Below are 25460 nucleotides of genomic sequence, written 5' to 3' on the forward strand. Positions count from 1 at the left end.
CTTAAGTAAAAAACTTAAGCGAGCTCACCATTGACCAAAGGCACAAATTTGACGGTTTCGATCACTTCAGAACTAAAACGGTCTGTGCGGCGGGTAAAGCGCATCAGTTGCTGCGTCTCTTCACCAACAGGGATAATTAATACGCCGCCTTCGGCTAGCTGGGATAATAAGGCTTCGGGAACCTTGGCCGCTGCCGCCGTGACCATAATGCCGTCGAAGGGGCTGCGATTCGACCAGCCCTGCCAACCATCGCCATATTTGAATGACACATTATGAAGATCGAGTCGCTTTAATCTTTGCCTCGCTTGGATCTGTAACCCTTTGATACGCTCAATGGTGCACAGTTCTGGCACTAATTGCGCGAGGATCGCCGCTTGGTAGCCAGAGCCCGTTCCCACCTCAAGTACCTTTTGCGGCTGATGTTGCAGCAGTAACTCTGTCATACGCGCGACGATATAAGGCTGAGAAATGGTTTGTCCTTGACCTATGGGCAAAGCGGTATTTTCGTAGGCTTTATGGGCCAGCGCGTTATCAAGAAACAGTTCGCGCGGGGTATGGGATATTGCCTTAAGAACGGCGGGATGGCGGATCCCCGCCTCCTGAAGCTTTTTAGCTAAATTCACCGCCGATGTTAAGGCAACTCGAGTCATATTTTATCTACCCAATCTTGCAATACCGATAATTGTCTATACGCGGTCAAGTCCACGGTTAAGGGAGTGATCGACACATAACCATTAGCTACCGCATGGAAATCTGTTCCTTCACTCGCATCTTGTTCTACTCCCGGTGGACCGAGCCAAAAAATTTCTTTCCCCGCAGGATCTTGTGTTCGCACTATGCCTTCAGCCTTATGCCGTGCCCCTAGGCGCGTCACCCTGATCCCTTTAATCTCATTGAGCGGTAAATCGGGCACATTGATATTGAGGATCTGATCGCTCGCAATCGGGTGCGCTAACAGCCCCTGTACAATTCGCCGTGCATACACTGCTGCGGTGTGATAATGCTTTAATGCCTTACCATTAAGCGAAATCGCAACGGCGGGGAAACCTAAAAAACGCCCCTCCATCGCCGCCGCAACCGTGCCCGAATATAAAGTATCATCCCCCATATTCGCGCCAGCATTAATGCCCGATACCACCATATCCGGCTCACCATCACAAAGCTCGCGTATGGCTAAGTGAACACAATCAGTGGGTGTACCGTGAACCGAAATATAACCATTATCTAACCTATTAATTCTTAATGGGTTAGTCAAGGTTAAAGAGTTACTTGCGCCGGAACAATTACGATCGGGCGCGACCGTCATCACAGTGGCGATTTCGGTGAGCGCCTCGGTTAAGGCTTTGATCCCCGATGCATTCACCCCATCATCATTACTGACTAGGATGCGGATCATAAAGCGGGCTCGCCATTCTTTATAACATTGACCTCTGCAACATCATTTTCAGTGGCGACATTAGCCTCAGGAGCATTCGCATCAGGCGTGACTGTCGCTTGCCATTGCAGCTCTTTCACATCTTTATAATCCACCAGCTCTCTTAACAGCGATGTCGCAAAACTGCCCGCAGGTAAGATAAACTCCAGCACTATTCCATCCGCGGTTTGCTCGTATTTAAGGCCTTGAGGTTCAAGCAGTAATGGGCGACGCTCCTGCTCAAGCCCCGCGTGCTCAAGGCCATAGCAATCTTCGCTCAGCTCTGCCATGGCCAGGGTTTCAACCTCGGCGGCTTCGCCCTGCGGCAGCATTTTTCCACGGCCCCAAAGTGGCGCAGAAAGCTGAATATCTTTCTCAATTAAGCGCTTTAATACTACTAAGTCCCATTCAGGCGTGACGAAAAAGCTCTTACTACCCGCCAGCATCACGCAATCCCCCGCTAAGGGTTTAGTGCCATGATTCGCCAAACGATAGGAGACGACAGTATTGAACAGATTGGAGCGCACCGCAGACAGGTACATGCTGCGCTTATTACGGTCTTTCACCTTTTTACCCGCCAGCATTTGCCGTCCCATCACCAGGTTTTTACCATCGTGACCGAAACGCTGCTCACCGAAATAGTTAGGCACACCAATTTGGCTGACTTTTTCGATGCGGCTGATAATATCTTCCACGTTTGTAACATTGCGCAGGGTAAGAATAAAACGGTTGCCCAAGAGCGCGCCAATACGCAGTTTTTTGCTGTGGCGACTGCTGGATAATATGGTTAAGCGCTCGCTGTTAAGCTCGCTCCACGCGGGGGTTTCTTTACCTGGGATACGAATGCCAAACCACTGTTCTGTGATGGCATTTTTATCTTTTTGTCCGGCATAGGTCACTTCTTTCGGATGAACCTTAGCGAACTTCGCTAGCATTTCAGCCACTTGCACCGTGTTCAGCCCATCCTTACGAATGTGGACTAAATGATGCTCGCCCTCGCCCGACGGGCTAAAAGGCAAAATCTCTTTCACGATAAAGTCGCTGTTAACGGTTCTTAAATCGGCAGTGGCCGTCGGTTTGCCGTACAGGTAATGTAGTTCGCTCATGGGTCTTTCTTATCTCTTAAAGTTTCAGGCTATTGGCGGCTGAGTAATACAACGGCTTCAACCGCAATGCCTTCTTTACGGCCGGTAAAGCCGAGTTTTTCGGTGGTGGTGGCCTTAACGTTGATATCGGCAATGTCAGCATTAAGATCGGCCGCCAACACTTGGCGCATATCCTCGATATACGGCGCCATCTTAGGTGCCTGAGCAATGATAGTGACATCCAGATTACCCAGCTCAAATCCCTTCGCCCGCGCTAACGCATAACAGTGTCGCAGCAAGACGCGACTATCGGCGCCCTTATAGGCGGCATCGGTATCGGGGAAATGTTTACCAATATCCCCAAGGGCCATCGCCCCTAGAATGGCATCGGAGATGGCATGCAACACCACATCACCGTCGGAATGAGCCACTAGCCCAGTTTCGTAGGGGACTTCGACCCCACATAAAATTAACGGGCGCGCTTCACCAAATTTATGGACATCAAAACCATGGCCGATTCGGATTTTCATTACTTATTTCCTAACGTATTTAATAAATTGCGCAATTCACTCTGCTTGGCTTCAAGCATTCGCGCGCAGTAAAAAAAGCTCTGCCAACTCCAAATCATCGGGATGGGTGACTTTAATATTATCCGCCCGCCCCGCGACCAAACCAGGGGAAATGCCCGCCCACTCCATCGCCGAGGCCTCATCGGTCACGACAGCCCCCGCGGCAAGCGCGGCTTTTAAATGTAATCGCAACAAGGAGGTTGGGAATAACTGCGGCGTCAACGCATGCCAGAGATTATCGCGGCAAACAGTCGAGCTGATTTCACCTAAGCTATTGGCGCGCTTCATGGTATCCCGCACAGGCATGGCTAAAATCGCCCCTTGGGGAAAGTGCACCCGCGATGCCAACAATTTATCTATGTCTTGCGAAGTCAGGCAGGGTCTGGCCGCATCGTGAACTAAGGCCCAACCATTGTCTGGCGCCTTATCGAGTGCCGCGAGTACCGAGTCGGCGCGCTCAGAGCCGCCAATAACAGTTACCAGCTTGGGATGTTTGGCCTGCGGCAACGCGGCAAACTCAGTATCCTCGGGATGCAGCGCCACAATCACTTGGTTAATTTGCGGATGAGACAGTAACTTGTCTAAGGTATGGGCCAGAATGCTTTGCCCGAGCAAGGTTAAATATTGCTTGGGTTTGCTTGCGCCCATGCGGCTACCAATCCCCGCGGCGGGCACAATCGCCACCACATGGTGCGAGAAAGGATCAATTTGAACTGCAATTTGGGTTTCGACCTGCGGCGCGGCCTCTAATACGGTATCCATAGGCGCTCCGTTACTGCGAGGGACTCGATACTGAACGGTCACCGCCCACCACGCGATAGAAGGTTTCGCCTTCTTTCACCATGCCCAGCTCGTTACGCGCCCGCTCTTCAATCGCCTCGGTGCCACTCTTAAGGTCGATAATTTCCTCTTTAAGCACTTGATTACGCTCATTGAGTTTTGCATTACCTTCTTGCTGAGCCGCGATCTGTTTTTGCAGAACAAAGTATTCGGGCAGGCTGTTATCGCCCGACCACAGCCGATATTGCAGCAAACCGAGAAGCACTATGAGTGCAATGACAAAGAATTTCATGGAGGAATTAGCGTCAGTATCTTGAATTAAAAAAATATACTGCAGATAGTACAACAAAAAAGGCCACCAAGTGGTGGCCTTTTTACATCAGACGACTAAATTACGCCTGACCTTTGATTTCTTTCAAACCGCGGTATGGCGCTTTTTCACCTAATTGCTCCTCGATACGCAGCAATTGGTTGTATTTAGCAACACGGTCAGAACGGCACAGTGAACCCGTCTTGATTTGGCCAGCCGCAGTACCTACCGCTAAATCAGCGATAGTAGCGTCTTCAGTTTCACCGCTACGGTGTGAAATCACCGCAGTGTAACCCGCTGCTTTTGCCATACGGATAGCCGCTAAGGTTTCAGTTAATGAACCGATTTGGTTGAACTTGATCAGGATTGAGTTAGCGATGCCGTTCTCGATACCACGGGTTAAGATCTTAGTGTTAGTTACGAATAAATCGTCGCCCACTAATTGGATCTTGTCGCCCATGATCTTAGTTTGGTATGCCCAACCGTCCCAATCTGACTCGTCCAGACCGTCTTCGATAGAGACGATTGGATATTGCTCAGTCAGTGATTTCAGGAAGTCAGAGAAACCGTTTGAATCGAATACTTTGCCTTCGCCAGACAGGTCATATTTACCGTCTTTGTAGAACTCAGAAGCCGCGCAGTCTAATGCCAGAGTCACATCGGTACCCAGCTTATAGCCCGCTAATTCAACCGCTTCTTTGATTACCGCTAAGGCATCAGCGTTTGAAGACAGGTTAGGTGCGAAACCACCTTCGTCACCCACAGAAGTGCTTAAACCTTTACCGTGCAGTACTTTTTTCAGGGTGTGGAAAATCTCAGCGCCCATACGTAAAGCTTCGCGGAAGTTTTTCGCGCCAACAGGTTGCACCATGAACTCTTGGATATCAACGTTGTTATCCGCGTGCTCGCCACCGTTGAGGATGTTCATCATCGGTACTGGCATAGCGTATTGGCCAGGAGTGCCGTTTAATTCAGCGATGTGAGCGTATAAAGGCATGCCTTTGAATGCTGCAGCCGCTTTAGCAGCAGCTAAAGACACAGCCAGAATCGCGTTAGCGCCTAACTTGTCTTTGTTTTCAGTGCCGTCTAAGTCGATCATGATTTGGTCAAGTTCAGCTTGTGCAGTCGCATCTTTACCGATTAACGCAGCACGGATAGGGCCGTTTACGTTAGCCACAGCAGTCAATACACCTTTACCTAAGTAGCGGCTCTTGTCGCCATCACGCAGTTCCAGCGCTTCGCGGCTACCGGTAGAAGCACCAGATGGCGCAGCCGCCATACCGATAAAACCACCTTCTAAATGCACTTCGGCTTCAACTGTTGGGTTACCACGAGAATCCATAATCTCGCGACCAATCACGTTAATAATCTTAGCCATATTACCCTCGATTTAAGTTTAAAAGAGAAAAGAAAAAACCAATACCAATGGGAATTAACAGATGTAGAGTACGACCAAAATCTTTAAATTCCGTTTACTATTTCCGTCTATACGCATGTCGTTTATACACATGGGTATGAGTTTTGACTCATGATTACGCGGCCTGAGTGTAACAAAAGGCCGGGCCCACTGTCGCGGGTCCGGCCTTAAAATTTATTTCTTCAGATCACGTTTTTGATGTGCACTTGCGGCAGCAACGAAACCTTCGAACAATGGATGACCATCGCGTGGGGTCGAAGTGAATTCTGGGTGGAATTGACCCGCTACAAACCAAGGATGATCTTTCAGCTCAATCATCTCGACCAGTTTACGGTCCGAAGATAAACCACTAAATACCAGACCCGCTTGTTCTAAACGTTCTCTGTACTTGTTGTTCACTTCGTAACGGTGACGGTGACGCTCAACACAAGTGTTACCTTTGTACGCTTGCGCCGCTTTTGAACCTTCAAGTAGGTGACATAACTGCGCACCTAAACGCATAGTGCCACCTAAATCAGAGGCTTCATGGCGTTGCTCAACGTTACCTTCTTCATCAACCCATTCAGTGATTAAGCCAACCACAGGGAATGGCGTTGCTTTATTGAATTCGGTTGAGTGTGCATCGGCCATGCCAGCAACGTTACGGGCAAATTCAATCAGCGCCACTTGCATACCTAAACAGATACCAAAGTAAGGCAGCTCGTTTTCACGGGCATATTTAGCCGCCAGGATCTTACCTTCCACACCGCGCTCACCGAAGCCACCAGGAACTAAGATACCGTCTAAACCTTGCAAAACTTCATCGCCTTTGGCTTCAACGGTTTGTGAGTCGATATACTTGATGCTCACAGATACACGATTCTTCAGACCCGCGTGTTTTAATGCTTCGTTGACTGACTTATAGGCGTCTGGCAGTTCGATGTATTTACCGACCATACCAATCACGACTTCGCCGTTTGGATTGGCTTCTTGGTAAATGACGTTTTCCCACTCAGACAAGTCGGCTTCGCGGCATTCTAAACCAAAACGCTTAACCACTAAGTCATCTAAACCCTGTGAGCGCAGCAGCGCTGGGATCTTGTAGATGCTGTCGACGTCTTTTAATGAAATAACCGCTCGTTCTTCAACGTTACAGAATAACGAAATCTTCGCACGTTCGTTGGCAGGAATCGCGCGGTCGCCACGGCAGATCAGCACATCCGGTGCAATACCGATAGAACGCAATTCTTTCACTGAATGTTGAGTCGGTTTCGTTTTCACTTCACCCGCGGCGCCAAGGAATGGCACTAAGGTTAAATGCATAAACAGGGTACGATCGCGGCCCAATTCAACGCCTAATTGGCGGATAGACTCAAGGAATGGCAGTGATTCGATATCACCAACAGTACCGCCGATTTCAACGATAGCCACATCGTGACCTTCGCCACCTGCAATCACTTTTTCTTTGATCGCGTTAGTGATGTGTGGGATCACCTGAATCGTCGCGCCTAAATAGTCACCGCGACGCTCTTTACGCAACACTTCCTCGTAAATACGACCTGTAGTGAAGTTGTTGCGACGGTTCATCTTAGTGCGGATGAAACGCTCATAGTGGCCTAGGTCAAGGTCTGTTTCTGCGCCGTCCTCAGTCACAAACACTTCACCATGTTGCGTTGGGCTCATGGTACCTGGATCAACGTTAATGTATGGGTCCAGTTTCATGATGGTTACATTGAGACCACGGGCCTCTAAAATTGCGGCTAATGAAGCGGCTGCAATGCCTTTACCTAGTGATGAAACCACACCACCAGTAACGAAGATATACCTTGTAGTCATGCTGAACCTGAGAAAATGAGTTTGAAAATACGTGCTTGTAAGAAAGCACTAGGACGGGGCAGTAGTATACCAAAGGTGTTGCCATTCGACAAACACCAATCCGGATAATTTGCCCTTTATCTTGGTTCGCCCTGTTTAACCTTATCCCAGTAGGCATCTAACTCTTCTAAGCTATGTTCTTCTAATGCTTTATTATTTTGTCTCGCAAATGCCTCTACACCTTTAAAACGGCGTTCAAATTTAACATTGGCTTGGCGCAGCGCTTGTTCTGGGTCCACCTTTAAATGACGCGCCAAATTCACCACCGCAAATAATAAGTCGCCCATTTCGGCCTGCACTTTGGCTTGGTCAAGCCTTGGCTGGTTCACCTCCGCCAGCACCTCATCAATTTCTTCATGGATTTTTGCGACAACGGGCTCGAGCTCAGGCCAATCGAACCCGACACGAGCTACCCGCTGCTGAATTTTGATTGAACGGGATAACGCCGGCTGTGCGCGCGGAATATCATCAAGCACAGAAACTTCGTTTGATGAAGTCACCCCAGCCGCCAGAGCCTTTTGTTCACGCTCGCTGGCTTTGATTGCCTCCCAATTGGCCTTCATCTGCTGACTACTAGCATCCGCCTCAAACGTAGCTTCACCAAACACATGGGGATGACGGCGGGTCAGTTTATCGGTGATTTTATTAACGACAGTGCTAAAATCAAACCTGCCCTGCTCTTTGCCAAGCTGGCAATAAAACACTACTTGGAATAATAAATCCCCCAGCTCATCGGGCAGCTCGTCTAGGGCTAAACGTTCAATAGTATCAGCCACCTCATAGGCCTCTTCGAGGGTAAAAGGCACTATGGTTTGAAAGGTCTGCACCTTATCCCAAGGACAACCCGTTTGCGGATCGCGCAGCTTCTCCATAATCTTCAGTAGCGGCGCAACATCGGTTGCTGAAAGTGCTGTTGCGGGAAGCTCAGTAATAGAAGGCGTGGTATGGGAAGTCATGCTGATATCCTTTCAAGAGAGTCGACACAGGTGCAGGATGCGTAAACAGGAATACACTCAAGCTGAGTCGTGTCGCAACTAAGACAGTAATAATGGCAATAAATGCCAATGATAAAGTAGCCAAGCTCAAAGTGCTATTTTGAGTCAGAGATAAGGTTTTAGTGAAGAAGATATTGCCCCATTATCATTTGGGGCTGTTTCTCCATAACATTCTGAATATGGGTCTTTTTGAACTAATTCTACCAATGACAAGACTTTAGGTTAGTAGACGGCATTTTAATGCAATTTATATCAAGTTGTATTCACGCAGACTCTCATAACTTATTCATATGGCTTGTATTGCCCATTTAGCTTAAGCAAGATATACGTCAACAGCGCAATAACCTAACTCAGGGAATTATGAAGTACTTTAGTGATACTGAAAGAGGCGCTTTGCCTCGAACAAATAATGAAATTCCATACAATGTTTGGTGTGGACTAACAGCTTATATTCAAAAGTTAATCGATACAGGGTATTTCGGAGAACAGTTTCCAGAGCTTTGTCCTGACGGGCAAGGGTGCTATGGCACCGATGAAAAAGGATTCTCGTTAGCTTTAAAAGCTGAAATATTGGGAGTTGAATATCCATTTATTACAGAGAACGAAGACCCTGATGATTGGATGGCTAAAAAACCCCCCTTCACTCCTAACTATTTAGACATACTAGACTTAGTTCAGTTTTGCTATATGAATGTATCTAAGCCTACGTTGGGGCAGTTTCATTCATTCTTTGGACATCACCACATAACTTCATTTGATCGCTCAACTGGGCAAGCTGAATTTTTAGATAAAATTGACACCATGTTCTCTAGAAATGGTGTGGCTTATCAATTACAAGCAGATGGACAAATCACAAGAGTGCTCAATTCATCATTAGGTTCGGTTACTGGACAAGTAAACAAGACTCTTGATCAGGAACTTAACGATTTGATTGCAAGAGCAAATACGAAAATATGTAATGCGGACGTCCAAGTACGTTATGACGCTCTGAAAGAGCTTTGGGATGCTTTCGAGCGCATAAAAACAGTATTCAACCCTAGTCAAAGTAAAAAACAATCTATGACACAACTGCTCGATGCCTGTACATCAGATAAAGAATTCAGAGTTCAACTAGAGTCTGAGGCTACAGCACTGACGACAATTGGTAACTCGTTTTTTATTCGTCACTCAGAGGTTACTCAGGTTAAGTTGAATAATAGTGACCACATTGAATACCTTTTTCATCGTCTAGCAAGTTTCATGTGCTTATTGGCGAAAAAATTGAGTGGACAAAACATTTAGATAGATTCTCAATGCATGACATCCTTAGTTTAAATTGGGTTTTATATCTAAGTTACTATTGCTTAGATTCGGTGGTAAGCGTTGTTCATTCTTTAATGCAGCGTCATGTTCTAGAGGAAAATGAATGATCATCAGTAGCAAAACGAGCGAAAAGCTTCGAGATCTTATCAATGAAGAAACTGAGTATCGCTCAGGTCCAAACTTGGTTAGGTTTTTTAACGCATTAGGATTTAACCATTCTTATGGACAAGGCTTCCCTTCTCGTTGGAAGTATACGGATGATTGTTTAGAGACTATCAATGGTACACCCAACCTCGATACTTGTATCAGAAGCGTATTTAATCCAGTCAACTTTATCGGGCGTATTGGAGAACTAGACGGTTATATTGCTGACTTCAATCAGTATCTTGCTTTCGACAAATGGCGAGTGATCAGAAATGAAGCCGAAATTACCTTTAAAAAGCTCCAAAAAGTAGAATTAAATGAAAATGGAACGCATGCGCCCAGCATGTCTGAGTCTGATTTCTTGAGCCGAGAGTTTAGCGGTTTCACGATCTCTGACTTAGGTTTGGATCTTAATGTCACAGACGTACTAAACAAACGATTAGTTGAAATTGAAAAAACTTACAATTCTGGGGCATATTTATCGACTATTCTACTAGCGGGTAGCTCGTTAGAGGGGATATTTCTTGGACTTGCATCGAGTAATCCTAGGGCGTTTAATACCGCTAAATCATCACCGAAAACCCGCGACGGTAAAGTACAGCAGTTTCATGATTGGACATTGGCGACGTTTATTGATGTTGCAAAAGATTTAGAGTTAATTCAACTGGATACCCATAAATTTTCGCACACGTTGAGGGATTTTCGAAACTACATACACCCATATCAACAAATGTCGTCAGGTTTTACACCCAGAGAGCACACAGCTAAAATCTGCCTGCAAGTTTTAAAAGCTGTAATCATGGAAATTTCGCAAAATATCCACAAGCTAGGTACATAAAAAGTGTTTAGTGCTTAAAGATACTTTTTCTCATCAGAATAAAGAGCGTTAGAGTGATTCGTCTAACGAGCTTTTGTCTAAAAGTGTGCTGAGTAAGATTATTAAGTCTACAGGCTACGACAATGCTAAACAGGTGAGCCATGGTGATTATCGAGACGACCGTCCGCCCCATGGACGGGGCGGTCGAGCATCCAAGGACGGACTTGCTGCGCGTCGGGGAGCAAGTGCCATGGCTCATCCATCAATCTTCCGCAGCTTTCAATTGACCAAATAAGTGATTTAGCCGTATAGGTATTAGCACTCCTATTTTAACGCTTTTACCCTACAAACTCCCAAATACAAAAAAGCGGTAGCACGTTATGCCCTACCGCTTTTTACAACGCATAATCACAGAATCGAGAATTACAATCTGCGCGCTTCTATCACGCTATCGACTTGGGAGAGCTTAGATAACACCCGCGATAAGCCATCGAGGTTGTATAGCTCTAATTCCAGCTCAATGGCTGCCGTCTGATTCTTAATATCCGATGACGAGCTCATGGCGAGCACATTGGATTTTTCGGCTGCGAGTACCGAGGTGAGATCCCGCAATAAGCCGCTGCGGTCATGGGCCAAGACGCGCAGGCGCATACGATAACCACCTGAATAGTTTTCGCCCCAAACCACATCGACGCCACGTTCCGGGTGAACACGCATTAACTCTTTCACCTGCTCACAGTCGGAGCGATGCACCGAAATACCGCGCCCTTTAGTGATAAAGCCTAAAATCTCATCCCCAGGCACGGGTTGGCAGCAACGGGCGATATGGCTGAGTAAGTTACCCACGCCATTCACCTCAACCTGACCACGGCTATTGGTGCCAGATTTAGATTGGCTCTTCTTAACTAATTCTTCAACCGCATCTTCTTCGCTCGCCTCATCGAGGCGCAACTTACTTTGGATATGGTTAACAACCTGATGTAAACGCACATCACCGCCGCCGATAGCGGCGAGTAAATCGTCCATACTCGCCATATTAAAGCGCTCAACGGCAATGGCAGCATCTTTGATTTTAAGACTGACTCGCGCCAGCTCGGCTTCGAGCATCTCTTTACCGGCGATAATATTTTTATCGCGGTCTTGCTGCTTAAACCAATGCTGAATTTTCGAGCGCGCCCGCGAGGTGCGGATATAACCTAAGTTTGGATTAAGCCAATCGCGCTTAGGATTGGGGTGCTTCGAGGTGATTATCTCAATGCGCTCGCCCGTTTCAACCTGATAGGTAAACGGCACAATCCGGCCATCGACCTTGGCGCCAATACATTTATGGCCAACCTGCGAGTGAATATAGTAGGCAAAGTCGAGCACGGTTGAACCGAGTGGCAAGTCGACTACTTCACCGCTTGGGGTAAAGACATAGACTCTGTCTTCAAATACTTGGCTGCGGACTTCTTCGACTAAGTTGCCGCTTTCGACCACGTCTTCCTGCCATTGCAGAATTTTACGCAGCCAATTGATTTTTTCTTCGTAGCCGCTCTGTTTGCCGGAGTGATTACCCTCTTTGTATTTCCAGTGCGCGGCAACACCCAGCTCTGCATCTTCATGCATATCTTGGGTACGAATTTGAATTTCAACGGTTTTACCTTCTGGCCCCACTACAACCGTATGGATGGATTGATAACCGTTAGGTTTAGGATTGGCAACGTAATCATCAAACTCGCGCGGGATATGGTGCCAAAGTGTGTGCACCACCCCCAAGGCGCCGTAGCAGTCCTGCAAACGCTCGGTGACAATCCGCACGGCGCGCACGTCAAACAACTCATCAAACTTGAGGTGCTTGCCCTTCATCTTGCGCCAGATGCTGTAGATATGTTTTGGACGACCATAGACCTTAGCGCGGATATGATCCTCATCGAGGCGCTGCTGCAACTGCTCGACAAATTTTTCGATATAGACTTCGCGGTCTAACCGCTTACCGTCTAGCTGTTTCGCAATGTCCTTGTAGGTATCTGGATGCAGATAACGGAAGGAAATATCTTCTAATTCCCACTTTAACTGACCAATCCCCAAACGGTTAGCGAGCGGCGCATAGATGTCGGCAATTTCGCGGGCCAGCAAGACGCGGGTTTCTTCGTCGGCATTTTTCACGGCGCGCAGCAAACAAACACGCTCGGCCAGTTTAATCACCACAGCGCGCACGTCTTCGACCATCGCCAGCAACATGCGGCGGATATTGTCGATTTGCGGCTCGGTTGAGCGGCTATTAGGATTGATTTTTAACGCGCCAATAGCATTCATGGTCACCACGCTGGCGACTAAACGCGCGAGTGGCTCACCAAACTTTTCTTTGATCGCTTCTTCGTTTAATAAGCCCGCATCAAACACCACAAACAGAATGGCCGCTTGCAGCGTCTCAATGTCCATATTCAGCGGCGCGAGGATTTCAATCATCTCTCGGGCACGTTCGAGCAGTTCTCTTTTCGCGGCAGGACTCTTAGCGGGTAAAGCATCTACCTGCTCAATCAGGGCGAGCAAGGTTTGCGCCTCATCGACATGACTAACATAGCGAGCCACCCATTCTTCAAGATGAAAATCGGGATCATTAAAGTGCGCTTCGCGAACAGAGACCATCTTAATTTGTTTCCTTATTCGTGCTCAGAGAAAAGTGGCACCACCTCGGCACTCCTATCTTCAGCATTGGCACGGACTTGTCAAACCCAACGAGACGAAACTTCACATTTTTTACGTTATTCAAACGCTTTGCTTACTTTACACTCGAATAACGCGGGCAAGTGAAGCAAGCTTGCCCAGCCTGCAAGACTTATTTTGCAAGCTCAAACAACGCCATGGCTTCGATATGATGTGTCTGCGGGAACATATCGATTAAGCCTAACTTTTGTAACTTGTAACCACGTTCGAGTAACACCGCACTGTCGCGGGCCAAGCTCGCCGGATTACAAGACACATAAACCACTTGGCGAGGTTTCATCTTCTTAAGCCATTGCAAACTCTCAAACGCCCCCGCGCGGGCAGGGTCGAGTAGCAATTTATCAATCTTGCCCATCCAAGGCTCACAGGATAAATCGGCACTTAAGTCGCCATGGTAAAAGGTTAAATTGCTCAAGCCATTCGCCGCCGCGTTTTCACGGGCTTGACTGACCATTTCTGACACCCCTTCAACCCCAATCACTTCGGCGCCCAGTTTAGCTAAAGGCAAACTGAAGTTCCCCATACCACAGAAGAGATCGAGAATGCGCTCACCCGGCTGAGGTGCTAACCAGTCTAACGCTTGCGCCACCATGGCCTTGTTAATTTGCGCGTTGACTTGCACAAAGTTGCCAGGGGTAAAGGTTAAGCTCACAGGCGTTGCATCGGCTTTATCATCGAGCAACTGGTAAACAGGCAATAACAGCGTGCCATTGATGCCATGGAACTCGCCGTTATTGTCTTGCAAACAAATATGGATTTGGTGCTGCTCGGCAAACTGCGCAAGCTTGGCCATATCCTTATCGTTTAAGGATTTAGTGATCCTAATTACCGCAAAATGACCATTGTCGGCATCAATTAACTCTAAGTGCCCAAGGCTCGATTTGGCCACCAGCTGATTAAGCAACTTAGCAAATGGCGCGATTAAATCCGCTAAGGGTTTCGCCAAGACTAAACAGGTATCAATAGGCACCACTTGGCTGCTGCTTGAGGCGCGAAACCCTAGGCTCAACTGCTTGGTATTTTTATCAAATAGGGTCGCAAGGCGGGCGCGGCGACGATAGTGCCAACCTTCGCCGGTCAATGCGGGCACTGAGTTGCCTTCGGCGCCAGCAAATTTGGCCATAATATCCACTAGAGCCGCCGACTTATGCTCACGCTGGCCTGCTAATGACATATGCTGTAAATCACAGCCACCACAGCTTTGGTAATGTGGGCATAGCGGCGTGACTCGCTCAGCGCTCGGCGTCTCAACTTTAATCAGCTTGGCACGGGCGTAATTTTTCTTTTGTTCGGTCAGCTGCGCCTGCACAGTTTCATTCGGCAAAGTGCCGGGGATAAATACGACTTTTCCCTGATGTTGTGCTATACCTGCCCCAAGATGATCGAGCTGGTGCACGCTAAAGGATTGCTTCGCAGACAATTGCTTGGAACTATTTGGTTTTGCTTTAAAAAATTGTGCCATTTCGGCCTCTAAATCAATAAAAAACTGGTAAAGACCGCCCTTTTTCTGGCAGTCTTATAAAATTATATCGTCCCTAGAACTTAGGAAACTGCGCTGCGGCTATGAACCCTGTCAACAACATGACCAAATACAGCTTACGTTCCTGGGTTCTGGTGCTTGCGCTTGCGCCGACGATCTTAGTCGGTATTCTGCTGGGCAGCTACTTTACCATAAATCGCTTCTATGAACTCGAAGATACGCTGATTGAACAGGGCAGCAATATTATCGAGCCACTGGCAATTGCCAGTGAAGTGGGACTTGTGAGCAATGACAGGGAAGCGACCAAACGGCTCCTTGCCGCAGCCCAACTGAATAAATCCACGCTCGTTAAATCTATCGCTATTTTTGACATTCAAAATCAACTGTTTGTCACATCGCATTACCACAAAGATTTCGAAATCATGCGCTATAAAGAGGCGCTGACCAATCTGCACAAAACCGAAATCGAACATGTGGGCGACAGCCTTATCCTACGCACACCGATTTTTGCCACCGCGCCAACTGCGGCGGGGGCGCCCGTCAATTTTGATATCCAAACCGATAATGGCGAATTGCTTGGCTATATTTCGGTGATTATCAATAAAGAACGCGCGCTGCTCGAACAACACAGGGCCGCCGTGGCCGCCTTTATTATCGTCTTGATTGGGGTGCAATTAAACCTGTTGTTTACCTTTCGTCTGGTTAAAAACGTTACCCAGCCGATTACAGAAATGGTGCGGGTGGTCGCCAAAATCCGTGAGGGTAAACTCGATGCTAGGCTTGAGGGCAATCTTATCGGTGAGCTGGATTTGCTTAAACGCGGTATTAACGCCATGGCGGGCTCACTATCGGAATATCACGATGAAATGCAGCAAAATATCGATCAGGCAACTTCGGATCTACGGGAAACCTTAGAGCAGATTGAGATCCAAAACGTCGAGCTCGACTTAGCCAAAAAACGCGCGCTGGAGGCCAGTCGGATTAAGTCGGAATTCTTGGCGAACATGTCCCACGAGCTGCGCACACCATTAAACGGCGTGATAGGCTTTGCCCGTCAACTCGTTAAAACCCCGCTGCACTCAAGCCAAGTCGATTACATTAATACCATTGAGCGCAGCGCGACTAACCTATTGGCGATTATCAACGATATTCTCGACTTCTCTAAACTCGAAGCCGGCAAAATGGTGTTAGAAAACATGCCATTCGGCTTAAGGGAAACCTTAGGTGAGACAATCACTTTAATCTCCGGTAGCGCGCAGGCAAAAGGGCTGGAATTGGTCGTCGATATTGCGCCCAACGTCCCCGACAATGTTAACGGCGATGCGATGCGTGTTTGTCAGATTATCAATAATTTAGTGGGCAATGCCATCAAGTTTACCGATTCGGGCAGCGTATTAGTCAAGTTAGAGTTACAAAACCAGACCGATGATCAAGTGGTGCTACGCTGTGATGTGATTGATACCGGCATTGGAATTGATGAAAACCAACAGGATTTCCTGTTCCAAGCCTTTGGCCAAGCAGACTCCTCGATTTCTCGCCGCTTTGGCGGAACAGGGCTAGGGCTAGTCATCACTAAGCGCCTCGTCAATCAAATGGGCGGCCAAATTGGCTTTACTTCTTCGGTGGATAAGGGCTCGAACTTCTGGTTCACCCTACCATTAGGCCTAGGTCAATTCCAGATTGGCGATTCGCTCCCCCTTGAAAAACTCAAAGACAAGACAGTGCTGTTTTATGAGCCCAGAGTCCTCACCCATTCAGTAATTAGTCGTCAGCTAAAACAGTGGGATACAAAAGTAACCCACCATCAACACATTCCAAGCTTGTTAACGACGCTCTCGACCACTGAGCATCAGTTCGATTATGTGTTATTGAGCTGCCATGGATTTAGCAATTCTAACCAATTGCTCGGTACCTTAAACCAAGCTAAGGGTAAGACGGATTGTTTAATCGTACTGTTCGATTGCCAAGAACAAGATATGCTCAGCCAGTTTATTCGCCCCAATGCCGATGTAGTATTGTCACTGCCCGTAAGCGAACACCAACTGGCGCGCAATATGCTGTATCCACCGATGGAATATGACATTTTACCTCCCGTGGCGATTGCTGTACCTGCTGCACGCCAATCCCTCACCGTATTGGCGGTGGATGATAACTTTGCCAATCTAAAACTGATTGAAACCTTGCTCAATGAACTAGTCACAACCGTTATTGCCGTTAACAGCGGTGAAGAAGCCGTCAAACAAGCCAAGAATCGCACCTTTGACCTTATCTTTATGGATATCCAAATGCCGGGCACCGACGGCATCAGCGCGACTAAGCAAATTCGCCAAGGGTCGATGAACCGTAATACACCCATTATTGCCGTGACCGCCCACGCAATTGCCGAGGAACGTGAGCTGATATTAGGTAGCGGTATGGATGGTTATTTGCCTAAGCCCATCGATGAAGCCGCCCTCAAAGCGGAGATAAACCGCTGGATCACTCGGCCCAAGTTCACCCATTTCGATTTACATACCCTCAACTGGGATCTTTGCTTAACCCAAGCTAACCATAAGTCGGATTTAGCTTTAGATATGCTGCGCATGCTATTGGATTCCTTGCCTCAAACTGTCTCGGCTATTGAGACGGCGCTGAGTCAGAACGATCAAGCGACTATGCTGACAACCGTTCACAAACTTCACGGTGCCAGTTGCTATTGCGGTGTGCCAACCACACAGCGATTATGCCAAGAGATTGAATCGGCGTTGAAACGTGATGCCCGCGTCGAAGATCTCGAACCGGAAATACTAGAGTTACTTGATGAGCTAACTAAGGTAGAATCGGCGGCAAAACAAGTGCTATCACAGCTATCAGCGGAAATAACAGATGACCAAAAAAACGGGCTTCTTTAAGCGTTTAAAAGCGCTAGAACTACCACAGAAAAAACTCTTTGCCATTGCTCTTTGCCAACGAATGTTACCAAATTACCAATTGTTTTCAGAGGTTTGTGAGTTTGGCGATCCTGCGGTATTAAGCACTGTGCTCGATCTTCTTTGGCAATCCCAGTACGACAACAAGCTAAAATTCAACATCGATGTGCATCTGCAACGCTTAGAAGATAACACCCCAGAACCTGCCGATTTTGATAGCTATGGCGTATACCCAGCGATGGACGCCGTAGTTGCGCTCTCGACATTACTTGGTGCGATTCAGACCAACCTTGAAGAAGATATCACCAATATTAGCAAGTTATCCTCAAGCACTGTGGCGAACTATATCGAGACTATCAGCGATGTGGATTTAACCGATGATGCCTTAGATGACTACGTCTTCGCCCATGAAGTGATGGAAGAAGAGCGCGAACTGCAAAATACGCTGCTGGAAATCATCGAAGAAAATCCTAAGATCACCGCCGAGTTGGTGAAAGGTTTACGCAAAGAGATTATCGAAGCCGGTGTATCGAATATCGGCATTAGCGTGGCCTAAATAGGAACAGGCTACCTAAGAGACTTGGCTTTTAGGTAGCATCTTATACTGGGGAATACTGCACGAGGGGATAGGACTTAGCTAGGCATCCATTCAATATGAGAAAACTCGTTTACCAAGGATTTATCTTAACCAATAGCGAAGGCCGCACCGATACCTGGAAACTCACCATAGGTGAGCAGAGCCGTATTGGCTCTTTGTTTGAACTGCGCCGTTTAGTCAGTTACTACCTTGAACTGGGGATTGTGCCCGCCACCCGCGCTAGCCTTCAAGAGGCGAAACAGACCCAAAACTCCATGAGTAAAAATCCGCTAAAACCACGCAAACGCTAACGAGCTTACGCCATCGAAAACAGCTCGGGCGCCTTAGACTGCATAAACTCGATAAACACTTTTACCTTTAGCGGCTGCTGACTTCGCTGATGATACAGAATCGATATTCTGCGCTGTTCACCTATCCATTCGGGCAAAAGCACTTTTAACTTTCCCTCTTTAATCTGCTGTTTTACAAATAATTCAGGGCCATAGAGTATACCGCCGTGATCGAGTGTCGCCTGAATCGCCCCGTGCAAATCAGTGAGCGTAAGCTTTGTCGGGCCATTAAAATAAAACGACTCGCCATTCGGGTGCTTTAAGTGCCAGTTAAACAGTGGCCACACCTTAATTAACTGATGCGCTTCAAGATCATCGGGATGGGTTAACTTAGGCGCCGAGGCTAAATATTCTGGCGTCGCAAACAAACAATAATCAAGCTCGCCTAAGGTACTCGACACCCAAGAGGAATCGGGCTGGGCACCGCCCACTATCGCCACATCAATCCCTTTATCAATTAAATCCACCAACTCATTGCTTTGGGAAATATGTAGGCGAATATCGGGATATAAACGCCCAAACTCGTTCAGTGCACGGATAAAAATGATGGAAATAATCGAAATCGGCGCCGCAATCCGCAATGTCCCTTCGGGTTTATCACTTCCGACACCGCTGAGTTCATCAAATTGGGCAATGACACTCTGATAACGTTGGAATAATGCTAGACCTTCTTCGGTTAATCGCAGCTTACGGGTGCTACGCATAAACAATTGCTTATCGAGCTTTTCCTCAAGCTTGGCCAGCTTGCGACTCACGGTGGCGATGGGCATATCGAGCTCTTTAGCCGCTTGGGAAAAACTCCCCGCATTCACTAAATGCACAAACAGATAAATTAACTGTAGCTCGCCGCCTACATCATCAGCCATTTTCAATCCCTATCATTTATGTCAGTGCCAGCATCCATAACGCGCACTAACTCATTGTGTTTTAAACGTAGAATTATTCATTTCTACGACCATAGCGCAATAGCTCTTAGGGAGAATGCTATGCTATTTTGCTAACAAATTTACTGCGCTAGCGCCGATTATCATTAATTCGCTGAAATAACATCCCAGCCGACTTCGCCTTAGTGATGCTTGAATGAAATCAAGCATCACTAAGGCTATCTCGCGGGATAAGCAACACAAAAGGATGAGTGAGGGTCATGACCATTTTAACCCCTCTGTTTGCCGTCTTCGGGATCATGCTACTGGGCACACTTGTGCAAAAACTGCGCTTTCTCCCAGTAGAAACAGACCAAGTACTCAATCAATATGTTTACTATATTGCGTTTCCTGCCATCCTATTGATAGCACTGGCACAGCAGCCGATTGAAGATATTCTGCAATGGAGATTTATTGCCGGATACAGTGCCGCCATGCTGGTGATTTACCTCGTTTGTATCGGCATCTCCCTACTGGTTAATCCTAAACAACATGCAATTGCCGCCGTGCGGGCCTTAAATGCCACTTTTGGTAATACCGCATTTATTGGTATTCCGCTCCTTATCATCTTATTTCCCCAGCAACAAAGCGCCTTAGTTGCCGCTGCGATTGCCAGTTTATTGTCCGTGCTCATGTTTGCCGTGGCCTTGGTCTCGCTAGAACTCGCCACCAATAAACAGCGACAACATCACGCCGCGGTGATCATGCTGCTAGCCGTGGTGAAAAACCCAATTGTAATCGGTTGCTTTATTGGTGTGGCCATTTCGGCATTAGGGATAACTCTCCCCTCCGGCTTGGCAATGATGATCCAGCAGATAGGCAATACGTCCAGTCCCTGCGCCCTCTTTGCCGTCGGCATGGTATTGGCGAAAGCCATGCGCTATCAAAAAGATAGCAAGGTCTTTAGCCTGACAAACTTTATCGAACTCAGCCTTATCAACCTGTTTAAACTCATCCTGCAACCCGCCTTGGTTTACTTCATGTTAAAAGGCTTGGGTGTCACCGGTGACTATCTCGTTATGGGTGTCATACTTAGCGCCTTGCCCACGGCGGCAAGCGTCTATCTTTTGGCCCAACGCTATAACACCCAGGCCTCCAGCAGTGCCCAAGGGATACTCTTTGGCACTATAGTGACCTTTTTCAGCCTACCCATTCTGGAACAACTTGTTAAAATCTATTCATAAACAACTAATTAGATTTTATAACAAAGCGACATGTCGAATATTCACCCAAAGTCACTTTACTGTATATAAATTCAGTATATACTGTTTATCAATACAGTGATTTGGTAAGTTTTTCGACAGGAACTCACTATGCTTTGCCAACTCAGCATCAACAATTTCGCTATCGTACGTTTCCTTGAACTGGACTTTCGACCCGGTATGACCAGCATTACCGGTGAGACTGGCGCGGGTAAATCTATTGCCATCGACGCCTTAGGCTTGTGCCTAGGTAACCGTGCCGATGCCAGCAGTGTTCGCCCTGGCGCGAGCAAAACCGAAGTCAGTGCCCGATTTTCACTCGAGGATGTGCCTCTGGCAAAACGCTGGCTCGAAGATAACGATCTCGAACTCGATGATGAGTGTATTCTGCGTCGAACCATTGGCAGTGACGGCCGCTCACGCGCCTATATCAATGGCAATCCCGTTCCTTTGACTCAGTTAAAATTACTGGGGCAATTACTTGTAGGGATCCATGGCCAACACGCCCATCATGCCATGTTAAAGAGTGAACACCAGCTCACCTTACTCGATAGCTACGCCAATCACAGACTACTGATAGACGCAGTGGCGGCAAGCTATCAGCGCTGTAAACAAATCGAAGCCGAACTCAAGCAATTAGAAGCCTCCCAGCAGGAACGTATCGCCCGTAAACAACTGGTGCAATATCAAGTTGAAGAGTTAGATGAGTTTGATCTTAAGGTGGGAGAGTTTGAAGAGATTGAACAGGAGCACAAACGTCTCGCAAACGGTACCGAATTGGTCGATAGCTGCCAAGCCAGCCTGTTTTTACTCACAGATGGTGAAGAGAGCAATATCGAGTCACTGCTGAATAAAGCCGTCAGCCTTGCAGAGAATTTGCAAAGCTATGACCCCGCATTAACCAATGTCAGCACTATGCTGAACGAAGCGCTTATTCAAGTGCAAGAGAGCGCTGGCGAATTGCAGCACTACCTAAGTAAACTCGAACTCGATCCCGCGCATTTTGCCTATTTAGAGGAAAGGCTCTCTAAAGCCATGCAACTGGCCCGTAAGCACCATGTTAGTCCTGACAAATTAGCCGAGCATCATCTCGCCCTCAGGGCCGAACTCACCACACTCGATGATGATGAAAATAAACTCGAAGAAATCCAACTTCAAGTGGAGGCTAGTAAAGCGGCCTACCTCGCGAACGCGCAAAAGCTGAGTCAGAGCCGCGCCCGTTATGCGAAAGAGTTGGATAAGTTGGTGACTCAATCCATTCACGAACTCAATATGCCTAAGGGTAAGTTCACCATTGAAGTGAATTTCAACCCAGAGATCATGTCGATGAATGGCAGCGATAATATTGAGTTTATGGTTACCACCAACCCAGGTCAGCCGTTACAACCTATATCTAGGGTTGCCTCAGGCGGCGAATTGTCACGTATTGGCTTAGGGATCCAAGTGATTACCGCGAAAAAGGTTGCCACACCGACACTCATTTTCGACGAAGTCGATGTGGGTATATCGGGCCCAACCGCAGCCGTAGTTGGACGTATGCTACGCAGCCTTGGCGAATCGACCCAAGTATTGTGTGTGACCCATTTGCCGCAAGTTGCAGGTAATGGTCACCAGCATATGTTTGTGAACAAATTCAACAAGGCGGGAAGTACAGAAACCACTATGATGCCTTTGGATAGGGAGCAACGTATCAAAGAATTAGCCAGACTTCTTGGTGGCGATACAATTACTGCTAACACTCTCGCTAATGCACGAGAATTATTAAAGTAAGAATACACTAAGCCAAATATTCCACGTCATAACCAATGCCTTATCGACATCAGATAAGGCATTGGTATTTATAGGGTAACGAACTTTAGTTTGAGTTAACTAGGGCGTGTTGGCGTTTCTGTTTTTTGCAGCAACTTGGCGGGCTTTTATGCAAGGCAACGTCCGTGCTGTGTAGTTATTCTACATAAACGGACGATAACGCGGCAGAAACGCCAGCCAAATGCTGCCCGAAGGATTCGTCTGGCAGCCCTGCTCTTACTTTCTGTCATAAGAGCCGCTCGTCATTTGAGTAGAATAATGACACATCATTCTTCGTTTCGTGAGCAAGTGCTTGCCAGAACGAAGAAAATCTAATCTCGAAACGTCAACACGCCCTAGATGAATAACCAAAAAGAGATTATTGGCTAAAAACGACGATCACTTGCAAACAAACGAGAGCGAAAATCCCTGCCAGTACATCGTCGATCATAATGCCAAAACCGCCTTCGACCTTGGCATCGAGCCAACGGATTGGCCACGGCTTGATGATGTCAAAGAGACGAAAAAGCACAAAACCAACAATTAACCAGAGCACTCCGGCTGGCGCCGCAATCATAGTGATTAATAGACCTGCGACTTCATCCCAAACAATTGCACCATGGTCATGTACGCCCATGTCCTTCGCAGCCTTATCACAGATATAAATCCCCGCGAGTACGCACACTAAGGTCACGGCTAAATACCAACTCAAGGGCAATTGCGCCAACAACAAATAGAGCGGGACGGCCGCCAAGGTACCAAAGGTGCCGGGCGCCTTAGCCGCTAAACCGCTGCCAAAGCCTAATGCTAAAAAATGGATCGGATTTTTAAGAGACAGGCGCGACAGCGCCTGATCTTGGGATAACAACTTCATTAAAAGTGCTCAAAGCCATGATATGGCGGCGTAAACGGCTCACCATTGAGTTGCAACTTAAGTTTACTGCCCGCACAGATTTGCCCAACCCGCACAAACTTAGTTCCTGCGTGACTCAGTGCTGTTTCTAACGCACCTTTTTGTGCCTCTGGCACGGTAAAGAGCAATTCATAATCCTCGCCCCCCGTTAGCGCATAACCTAAGGCATGCTCTTCACTCACGGTATCTTGCATGGCGCGGGATAACGGAATCAAACCAACATCAACAACAGCCCCCACCTGTGATGCTTTGAGGATATGGCCAATATCGGAGATAAAACCGTCGGATAAATCGATAGCACTGGATGCCAAAGACCGTAACGACTGACCCGCTAATACTCGAGGCGTCGGACGATAATGGCGATTAATTAAGAACTCTTTATGCTCCGCACGTGCATGTTGCACACCGCGGATCAAATCCAGCCCTAATGCTGAATCGCCTAGCGTACCAGTCACATAAATCCAGTCACCCGCTTTTGCACCGTGACGAGTCAATGCCTTACCCTGCGGCACTTGGCCATGCACGGTAATATTAATGGCTCTAGGGCCGCGAGTAGTATCGCCGCCAATAAGGGCAATGCCGTAATACTCAGCCGCTTCGAAAAGTCCCTCACTAAAACCACTCAGCCAGGCTTCGTTAACCTCTGGCAAAGTAAGCGCAAGCGTCATCCACGCAGGCTCAGCACCCATTGCTGCTAAATCAGAAAGATTTACCGCTAAGGCTTTGTAACCTAAGGCTTGAGGAGGGATATCAGGGAAGAAGTGAACATTTTCGACTAAGGTATCGCAGGAGATCGCGATCGACTTGTTTTCGGCGGGCTGCACTAGGGCGCAATCGTCACCAATGCTTAATTTAACATCACGGCGCGTGGGGCCGCGGTGATTGAAATAACATTCAATAAGTTGGAATTCTTTCACTGTACAGTTTGGCGCGACTCACATCGGCCACCTTTGTTAGCAATGAAAAACGGTATCCTAAGATACCGTTTGTCCTTATTACTTACGTGCAACCAGTTTGTCGAGTAATCCATTAACAAACTTATGGCTTTCATCCGCACCGAAAGCTTTAGCCAGTTCAATCGCCTCGTTAATCGCGACTTTGAACGGCACATCTTTACGGAAAGTCAGCTCATATGCCGCTAAGCGAACTATGGCTTTCTCCACTGGCGACACCTCATCAATGGGGCGGTCTAAGTGTGGAATGAACAACTCATCCAGTTGGGTTTTCTTAGTTGCTACGCCTGCAAATAGCTCACGAAAATAAGCTACATCAACACCGTCGAGGCTCTGTTCAGTTAAAAACTCGTGCTCGACATCGGCAATATTATTCCCGCTTAGTTGCCATGAATAGATGGCCTGAACGGCTAAACGGCGGGCCTTGCGGCGCTCAGAAGGCTTCATTATTTTTCCTACTATTACAACTGTTGTTCTAGCTGTTGCAGAACATTGACCATTTCAAGCAAGCTTAGTGCAGCTTCGCCGCCCTTGTTACCCGCTTTAGTACCTGAACGCTCAATGGCTTGTTCAATGGTATCTGTCGTCAATACACCGAAGGCAACGGGCAGATCGAACTCTAATGCGATTTGAGCTAGACCTTTGTTACATTCACCTGCAACAAAATCAAAATGAGGGGTACCACCACGGATCACAGCACCAAGTGCGATGATACCGTCAAACTTACCACTTGCGGCAACACGACGTGCAGCCAGCGGTAACTCAACCGCACCAGGTACACGGACGACAGTGATGTTTTCATCACTGACTTGGCCAAAACGTTTAAGCGTGTCAAGTGCACCTTCAAGCAGGCTCTCAACTAAAAAGCTGTTAAAACGCGAAATTACAATCGCAACTTTGGCATTCTTCGCTTCGATATTACCTTGAACTACGTTCATTTTCTTACCTAATTTAGCTAAAGCACCCAGC

At 47.5% G+C, this 25460-nt stretch carries 23 protein-coding genes; 7 read left to right on the plus strand and 16 right to left on the minus strand.

Going from position 1 to position 25460, the window contains the following annotated elements:
* Positions 1-14: 14 nt before the first annotated feature.
* The 9 genes from SHD_RS13060 to mazG form a co-directional block, all read right to left on the minus strand.
* Positions 15-650, minus strand: coding sequence for a protein-L-isoaspartate(D-aspartate) O-methyltransferase (locus SHD_RS13060; RefSeq protein ID WP_023267545.1), 636 nt, complete (start codon positions 648-650; stop codon positions 15-17).
* Positions 647-1396, minus strand: a complete 750-nt coding sequence (gene surE / locus SHD_RS13065; protein ID WP_023267546.1) for a 5'/3'-nucleotidase SurE — start codon at positions 1394-1396, stop codon at positions 647-649. The genes SHD_RS13060 and surE overlap by 4 nt, the downstream gene beginning before the upstream one ends.
* Complete coding sequence (gene truD / locus SHD_RS13070; protein WP_023267547.1) at positions 1393-2520, minus strand: tRNA pseudouridine(13) synthase TruD; 1128 nt, start codon at positions 2518-2520, stop codon at positions 1393-1395. The genes surE and truD overlap by 4 nt, the downstream gene beginning before the upstream one ends.
* 29 nt (positions 2521-2549) lie before the next feature.
* Positions 2550-3029: a 2-C-methyl-D-erythritol 2,4-cyclodiphosphate synthase gene (ispF, locus tag SHD_RS13075; protein ID WP_023267548.1), complete on the minus strand. Its 480-nt coding sequence runs from the start codon at positions 3027-3029 to the stop codon at positions 2550-2552.
* Between the two features lie 51 nt (positions 3030-3080).
* Entirely contained in the window at positions 3081-3830 is a 750-nt protein-coding gene (gene ispD, locus SHD_RS13080) for a 2-C-methyl-D-erythritol 4-phosphate cytidylyltransferase (protein WP_023267549.1), read from the minus strand.
* A gap of 10 nt (positions 3831-3840) precedes the next feature.
* Positions 3841-4140, minus strand: coding sequence for a cell division protein FtsB (gene ftsB / locus SHD_RS13085; protein ID WP_011625569.1), 300 nt, complete (start codon positions 4138-4140; stop codon positions 3841-3843).
* A gap of 100 nt (positions 4141-4240) precedes the next feature.
* Positions 4241-5536, minus strand: coding sequence for a phosphopyruvate hydratase (gene eno / locus SHD_RS13090; RefSeq protein ID WP_011621904.1), 1296 nt, complete (start codon positions 5534-5536; stop codon positions 4241-4243).
* Positions 5537-5749: 213 nt separating this feature from the next.
* Positions 5750-7390 carry a CTP synthase gene (locus SHD_RS13095; protein ID WP_023267550.1) on the minus strand — a complete coding sequence of 547 codons (1641 nt, stop codon included), beginning with the start codon at positions 7388-7390 and terminating at the stop codon, positions 5750-5752.
* Between the two features lie 116 nt (positions 7391-7506).
* Positions 7507-8385: a nucleoside triphosphate pyrophosphohydrolase gene (gene mazG / locus SHD_RS13100; protein ID WP_023267551.1), complete on the minus strand. Its 879-nt coding sequence runs from the start codon at positions 8383-8385 to the stop codon at positions 7507-7509.
* Between the two features lie 399 nt (positions 8386-8784).
* Here mazG and SHD_RS13105 point away from each other — a divergent pair, with 399 nt between their 5' ends.
* Entirely contained in the window at positions 8785-9705 is a 921-nt protein-coding gene (locus SHD_RS13105; RefSeq protein WP_023267552.1) for an AbiJ-NTD4 domain-containing protein, read from the plus strand.
* Positions 9706-9829: 124 nt separating this feature from the next.
* Entirely contained in the window at positions 9830-10708 is an 879-nt protein-coding gene (locus tag SHD_RS13110) for a hypothetical protein (protein ID WP_023267553.1), read from the plus strand.
* Positions 10709-11110: 402 nt separating this feature from the next.
* Here SHD_RS13110 and relA read toward each other — a convergent pair whose 3' ends face one another.
* Positions 11111-13318, minus strand: coding sequence for a GTP diphosphokinase (relA, locus tag SHD_RS13115; RefSeq protein WP_023267554.1), 2208 nt, complete (start codon positions 13316-13318; stop codon positions 11111-11113).
* Between the two features lie 190 nt (positions 13319-13508).
* On the minus strand, positions 13509-14858 hold the full coding sequence (gene rlmD, locus SHD_RS13120; RefSeq protein WP_023267555.1) for a 23S rRNA (uracil(1939)-C(5))-methyltransferase RlmD: 1350 nt from the start codon (positions 14856-14858) through the stop codon (positions 13509-13511).
* A 101-nt stretch (positions 14859-14959) separates the two neighbouring features.
* Between rlmD and barA the strand changes: the two genes are divergently transcribed.
* From barA to SHD_RS13135, 3 genes are all read left to right on the plus strand, one after another.
* Entirely contained in the window at positions 14960-17767 is a 2808-nt protein-coding gene (gene barA / locus SHD_RS13125; protein WP_023267556.1) for a two-component sensor histidine kinase BarA, read from the plus strand.
* Positions 17742-18341, plus strand: a complete 600-nt coding sequence (locus tag SHD_RS13130; RefSeq protein WP_023267557.1) for a YjaG family protein — start codon at positions 17742-17744, stop codon at positions 18339-18341. Before barA ends, SHD_RS13130 begins: the two co-directional genes overlap by 26 nt.
* A 98-nt stretch (positions 18342-18439) precedes the next feature.
* Positions 18440-18673: a DUF3319 domain-containing protein gene (locus tag SHD_RS13135; protein ID WP_023267558.1), complete on the plus strand. Its 234-nt coding sequence runs from the start codon at positions 18440-18442 to the stop codon at positions 18671-18673.
* A 5-nt stretch (positions 18674-18678) separates the two neighbouring features.
* On the opposite strand, the gene lldR is transcribed toward SHD_RS13135, so the two are convergent.
* The gene (lldR, locus tag SHD_RS13140; protein ID WP_023267559.1) at positions 18679-19578 is read right to left on the minus strand and encodes a LysR family transcriptional regulator LldR; all 900 of its coding nucleotides are present in this window, start codon (positions 19576-19578) and stop codon (positions 18679-18681) included.
* Between the two features lie 278 nt (positions 19579-19856).
* On the opposite strand from lldR, the gene SHD_RS13145 reads away from it, so the two are divergent.
* Complete coding sequence (locus SHD_RS13145) at positions 19857-20819, plus strand: AEC family transporter (RefSeq protein ID WP_023267560.1); 963 nt, start codon at positions 19857-19859, stop codon at positions 20817-20819.
* A gap of 129 nt (positions 20820-20948) precedes the next feature.
* Positions 20949-22607, plus strand: coding sequence for a DNA repair protein RecN (gene recN, locus SHD_RS13150; protein ID WP_023267561.1), 1659 nt, complete (start codon positions 20949-20951; stop codon positions 22605-22607).
* Between the two features lie 397 nt (positions 22608-23004).
* On the opposite strand, the gene SHD_RS13155 is transcribed toward recN, so the two are convergent.
* From SHD_RS13155 to ribH, 4 genes are all read right to left on the minus strand, one after another.
* Positions 23005-23499: a phosphatidylglycerophosphatase A family protein gene (locus tag SHD_RS13155; protein ID WP_023267562.1), complete on the minus strand. Its 495-nt coding sequence runs from the start codon at positions 23497-23499 to the stop codon at positions 23005-23007.
* A complete protein-coding gene (thiL, locus tag SHD_RS13160) occupies positions 23499-24455 on the minus strand; it encodes a thiamine-phosphate kinase (protein WP_011621890.1) in 957 nt (318 codons plus the stop codon). Before thiL ends, SHD_RS13155 begins: the two co-directional genes overlap by 1 nt.
* A gap of 78 nt (positions 24456-24533) precedes the next feature.
* Positions 24534-24938: a transcription antitermination factor NusB gene (nusB, locus tag SHD_RS13165; RefSeq protein ID WP_011621889.1), complete on the minus strand. Its 405-nt coding sequence runs from the start codon at positions 24936-24938 to the stop codon at positions 24534-24536.
* A gap of 14 nt (positions 24939-24952) precedes the next feature.
* Positions 24953-25429 (minus strand): 6,7-dimethyl-8-ribityllumazine synthase, encoded by a 477-nt coding sequence (gene ribH, locus SHD_RS13170; protein WP_011073313.1) that lies wholly within the window; start codon positions 25427-25429, stop codon positions 24953-24955.
* Between the last annotated feature and the right edge of the window lie 31 nt (positions 25430-25460).

The sequence above is a fragment of the Shewanella decolorationis S12 genome (assembly GCF_000485795.1).
In the GTDB taxonomy this organism is placed as follows: domain Bacteria; phylum Pseudomonadota; class Gammaproteobacteria; order Enterobacterales; family Shewanellaceae; genus Shewanella; species Shewanella decolorationis.

What these genes read in the sequence shown, in the direction of transcription:
- SHD_RS13060 (WP_023267545.1), bottom strand. Translation starts at nt 650, where the DNA reads ATGACTCGAGTTGCCTTAACATCGGCGGTGAATTTAGCTAAAAAGCTT.
- surE (WP_023267546.1), bottom strand. Translation starts at nt 1,396, where the DNA reads ATGATCCGCATCCTAGTCAGTAATGATGATGGGGTGAATGCATCGGGG.
- truD (WP_023267547.1), bottom strand. Translation starts at nt 2,520, where the DNA reads ATGAGCGAACTACATTACCTGTACGGCAAACCGACGGCCACTGCCGAT.
- ispF (WP_023267548.1), bottom strand. Translation starts at nt 3,029, where the DNA reads ATGAAAATCCGAATCGGCCATGGTTTTGATGTCCATAAATTTGGTGAA.
- ispD (WP_023267549.1), bottom strand. Translation starts at nt 3,830, where the DNA reads ATGGATACCGTATTAGAGGCCGCGCCGCAGGTCGAAACCCAAATTGCA.
- ftsB (WP_011625569.1), bottom strand. Translation starts at nt 4,140, where the DNA reads ATGAAATTCTTTGTCATTGCACTCATAGTGCTTCTCGGTTTGCTGCAA.
- eno (WP_011621904.1), bottom strand. Translation starts at nt 5,536, where the DNA reads ATGGCTAAGATTATTAACGTGATTGGTCGCGAGATTATGGATTCTCGT.
- SHD_RS13095 (WP_023267550.1), bottom strand. Translation starts at nt 7,390, where the DNA reads ATGACTACAAGGTATATCTTCGTTACTGGTGGTGTGGTTTCATCACTA.
- mazG (WP_023267551.1), bottom strand. Translation starts at nt 8,385, where the DNA reads ATGACTTCCCATACCACGCCTTCTATTACTGAGCTTCCCGCAACAGCA.
- SHD_RS13105 (WP_023267552.1), top strand. Translation starts at nt 8,785, where the DNA reads ATGAAGTACTTTAGTGATACTGAAAGAGGCGCTTTGCCTCGAACAAAT.
- SHD_RS13110 (WP_023267553.1), top strand. Translation starts at nt 9,830, where the DNA reads ATGATCATCAGTAGCAAAACGAGCGAAAAGCTTCGAGATCTTATCAAT.
- relA (WP_023267554.1), bottom strand. Translation starts at nt 13,318, where the DNA reads ATGGTCTCTGTTCGCGAAGCGCACTTTAATGATCCCGATTTTCATCTT.
- rlmD (WP_023267555.1), bottom strand. Translation starts at nt 14,858, where the DNA reads ATGGCACAATTTTTTAAAGCAAAACCAAATAGTTCCAAGCAATTGTCT.
- barA (WP_023267556.1), top strand. Translation starts at nt 14,960, where the DNA reads ATGAACCCTGTCAACAACATGACCAAATACAGCTTACGTTCCTGGGTT.
- SHD_RS13130 (WP_023267557.1), top strand. Translation starts at nt 17,742, where the DNA reads ATGACCAAAAAAACGGGCTTCTTTAAGCGTTTAAAAGCGCTAGAACTA.
- SHD_RS13135 (WP_023267558.1), top strand. Translation starts at nt 18,440, where the DNA reads ATGAGAAAACTCGTTTACCAAGGATTTATCTTAACCAATAGCGAAGGC.
- lldR (WP_023267559.1), bottom strand. Translation starts at nt 19,578, where the DNA reads ATGGCTGATGATGTAGGCGGCGAGCTACAGTTAATTTATCTGTTTGTG.
- SHD_RS13145 (WP_023267560.1), top strand. Translation starts at nt 19,857, where the DNA reads ATGACCATTTTAACCCCTCTGTTTGCCGTCTTCGGGATCATGCTACTG.
- recN (WP_023267561.1), top strand. Translation starts at nt 20,949, where the DNA reads ATGCTTTGCCAACTCAGCATCAACAATTTCGCTATCGTACGTTTCCTT.
- SHD_RS13155 (WP_023267562.1), bottom strand. Translation starts at nt 23,499, where the DNA reads ATGAAGTTGTTATCCCAAGATCAGGCGCTGTCGCGCCTGTCTCTTAAA.
- nusB (WP_011621889.1), bottom strand. Translation starts at nt 24,938, where the DNA reads ATGAAGCCTTCTGAGCGCCGCAAGGCCCGCCGTTTAGCCGTTCAGGCC.
- ribH (WP_011073313.1), bottom strand. Translation starts at nt 25,429, where the DNA reads ATGAACGTAGTTCAAGGTAATATCGAAGCGAAGAATGCCAAAGTTGCG.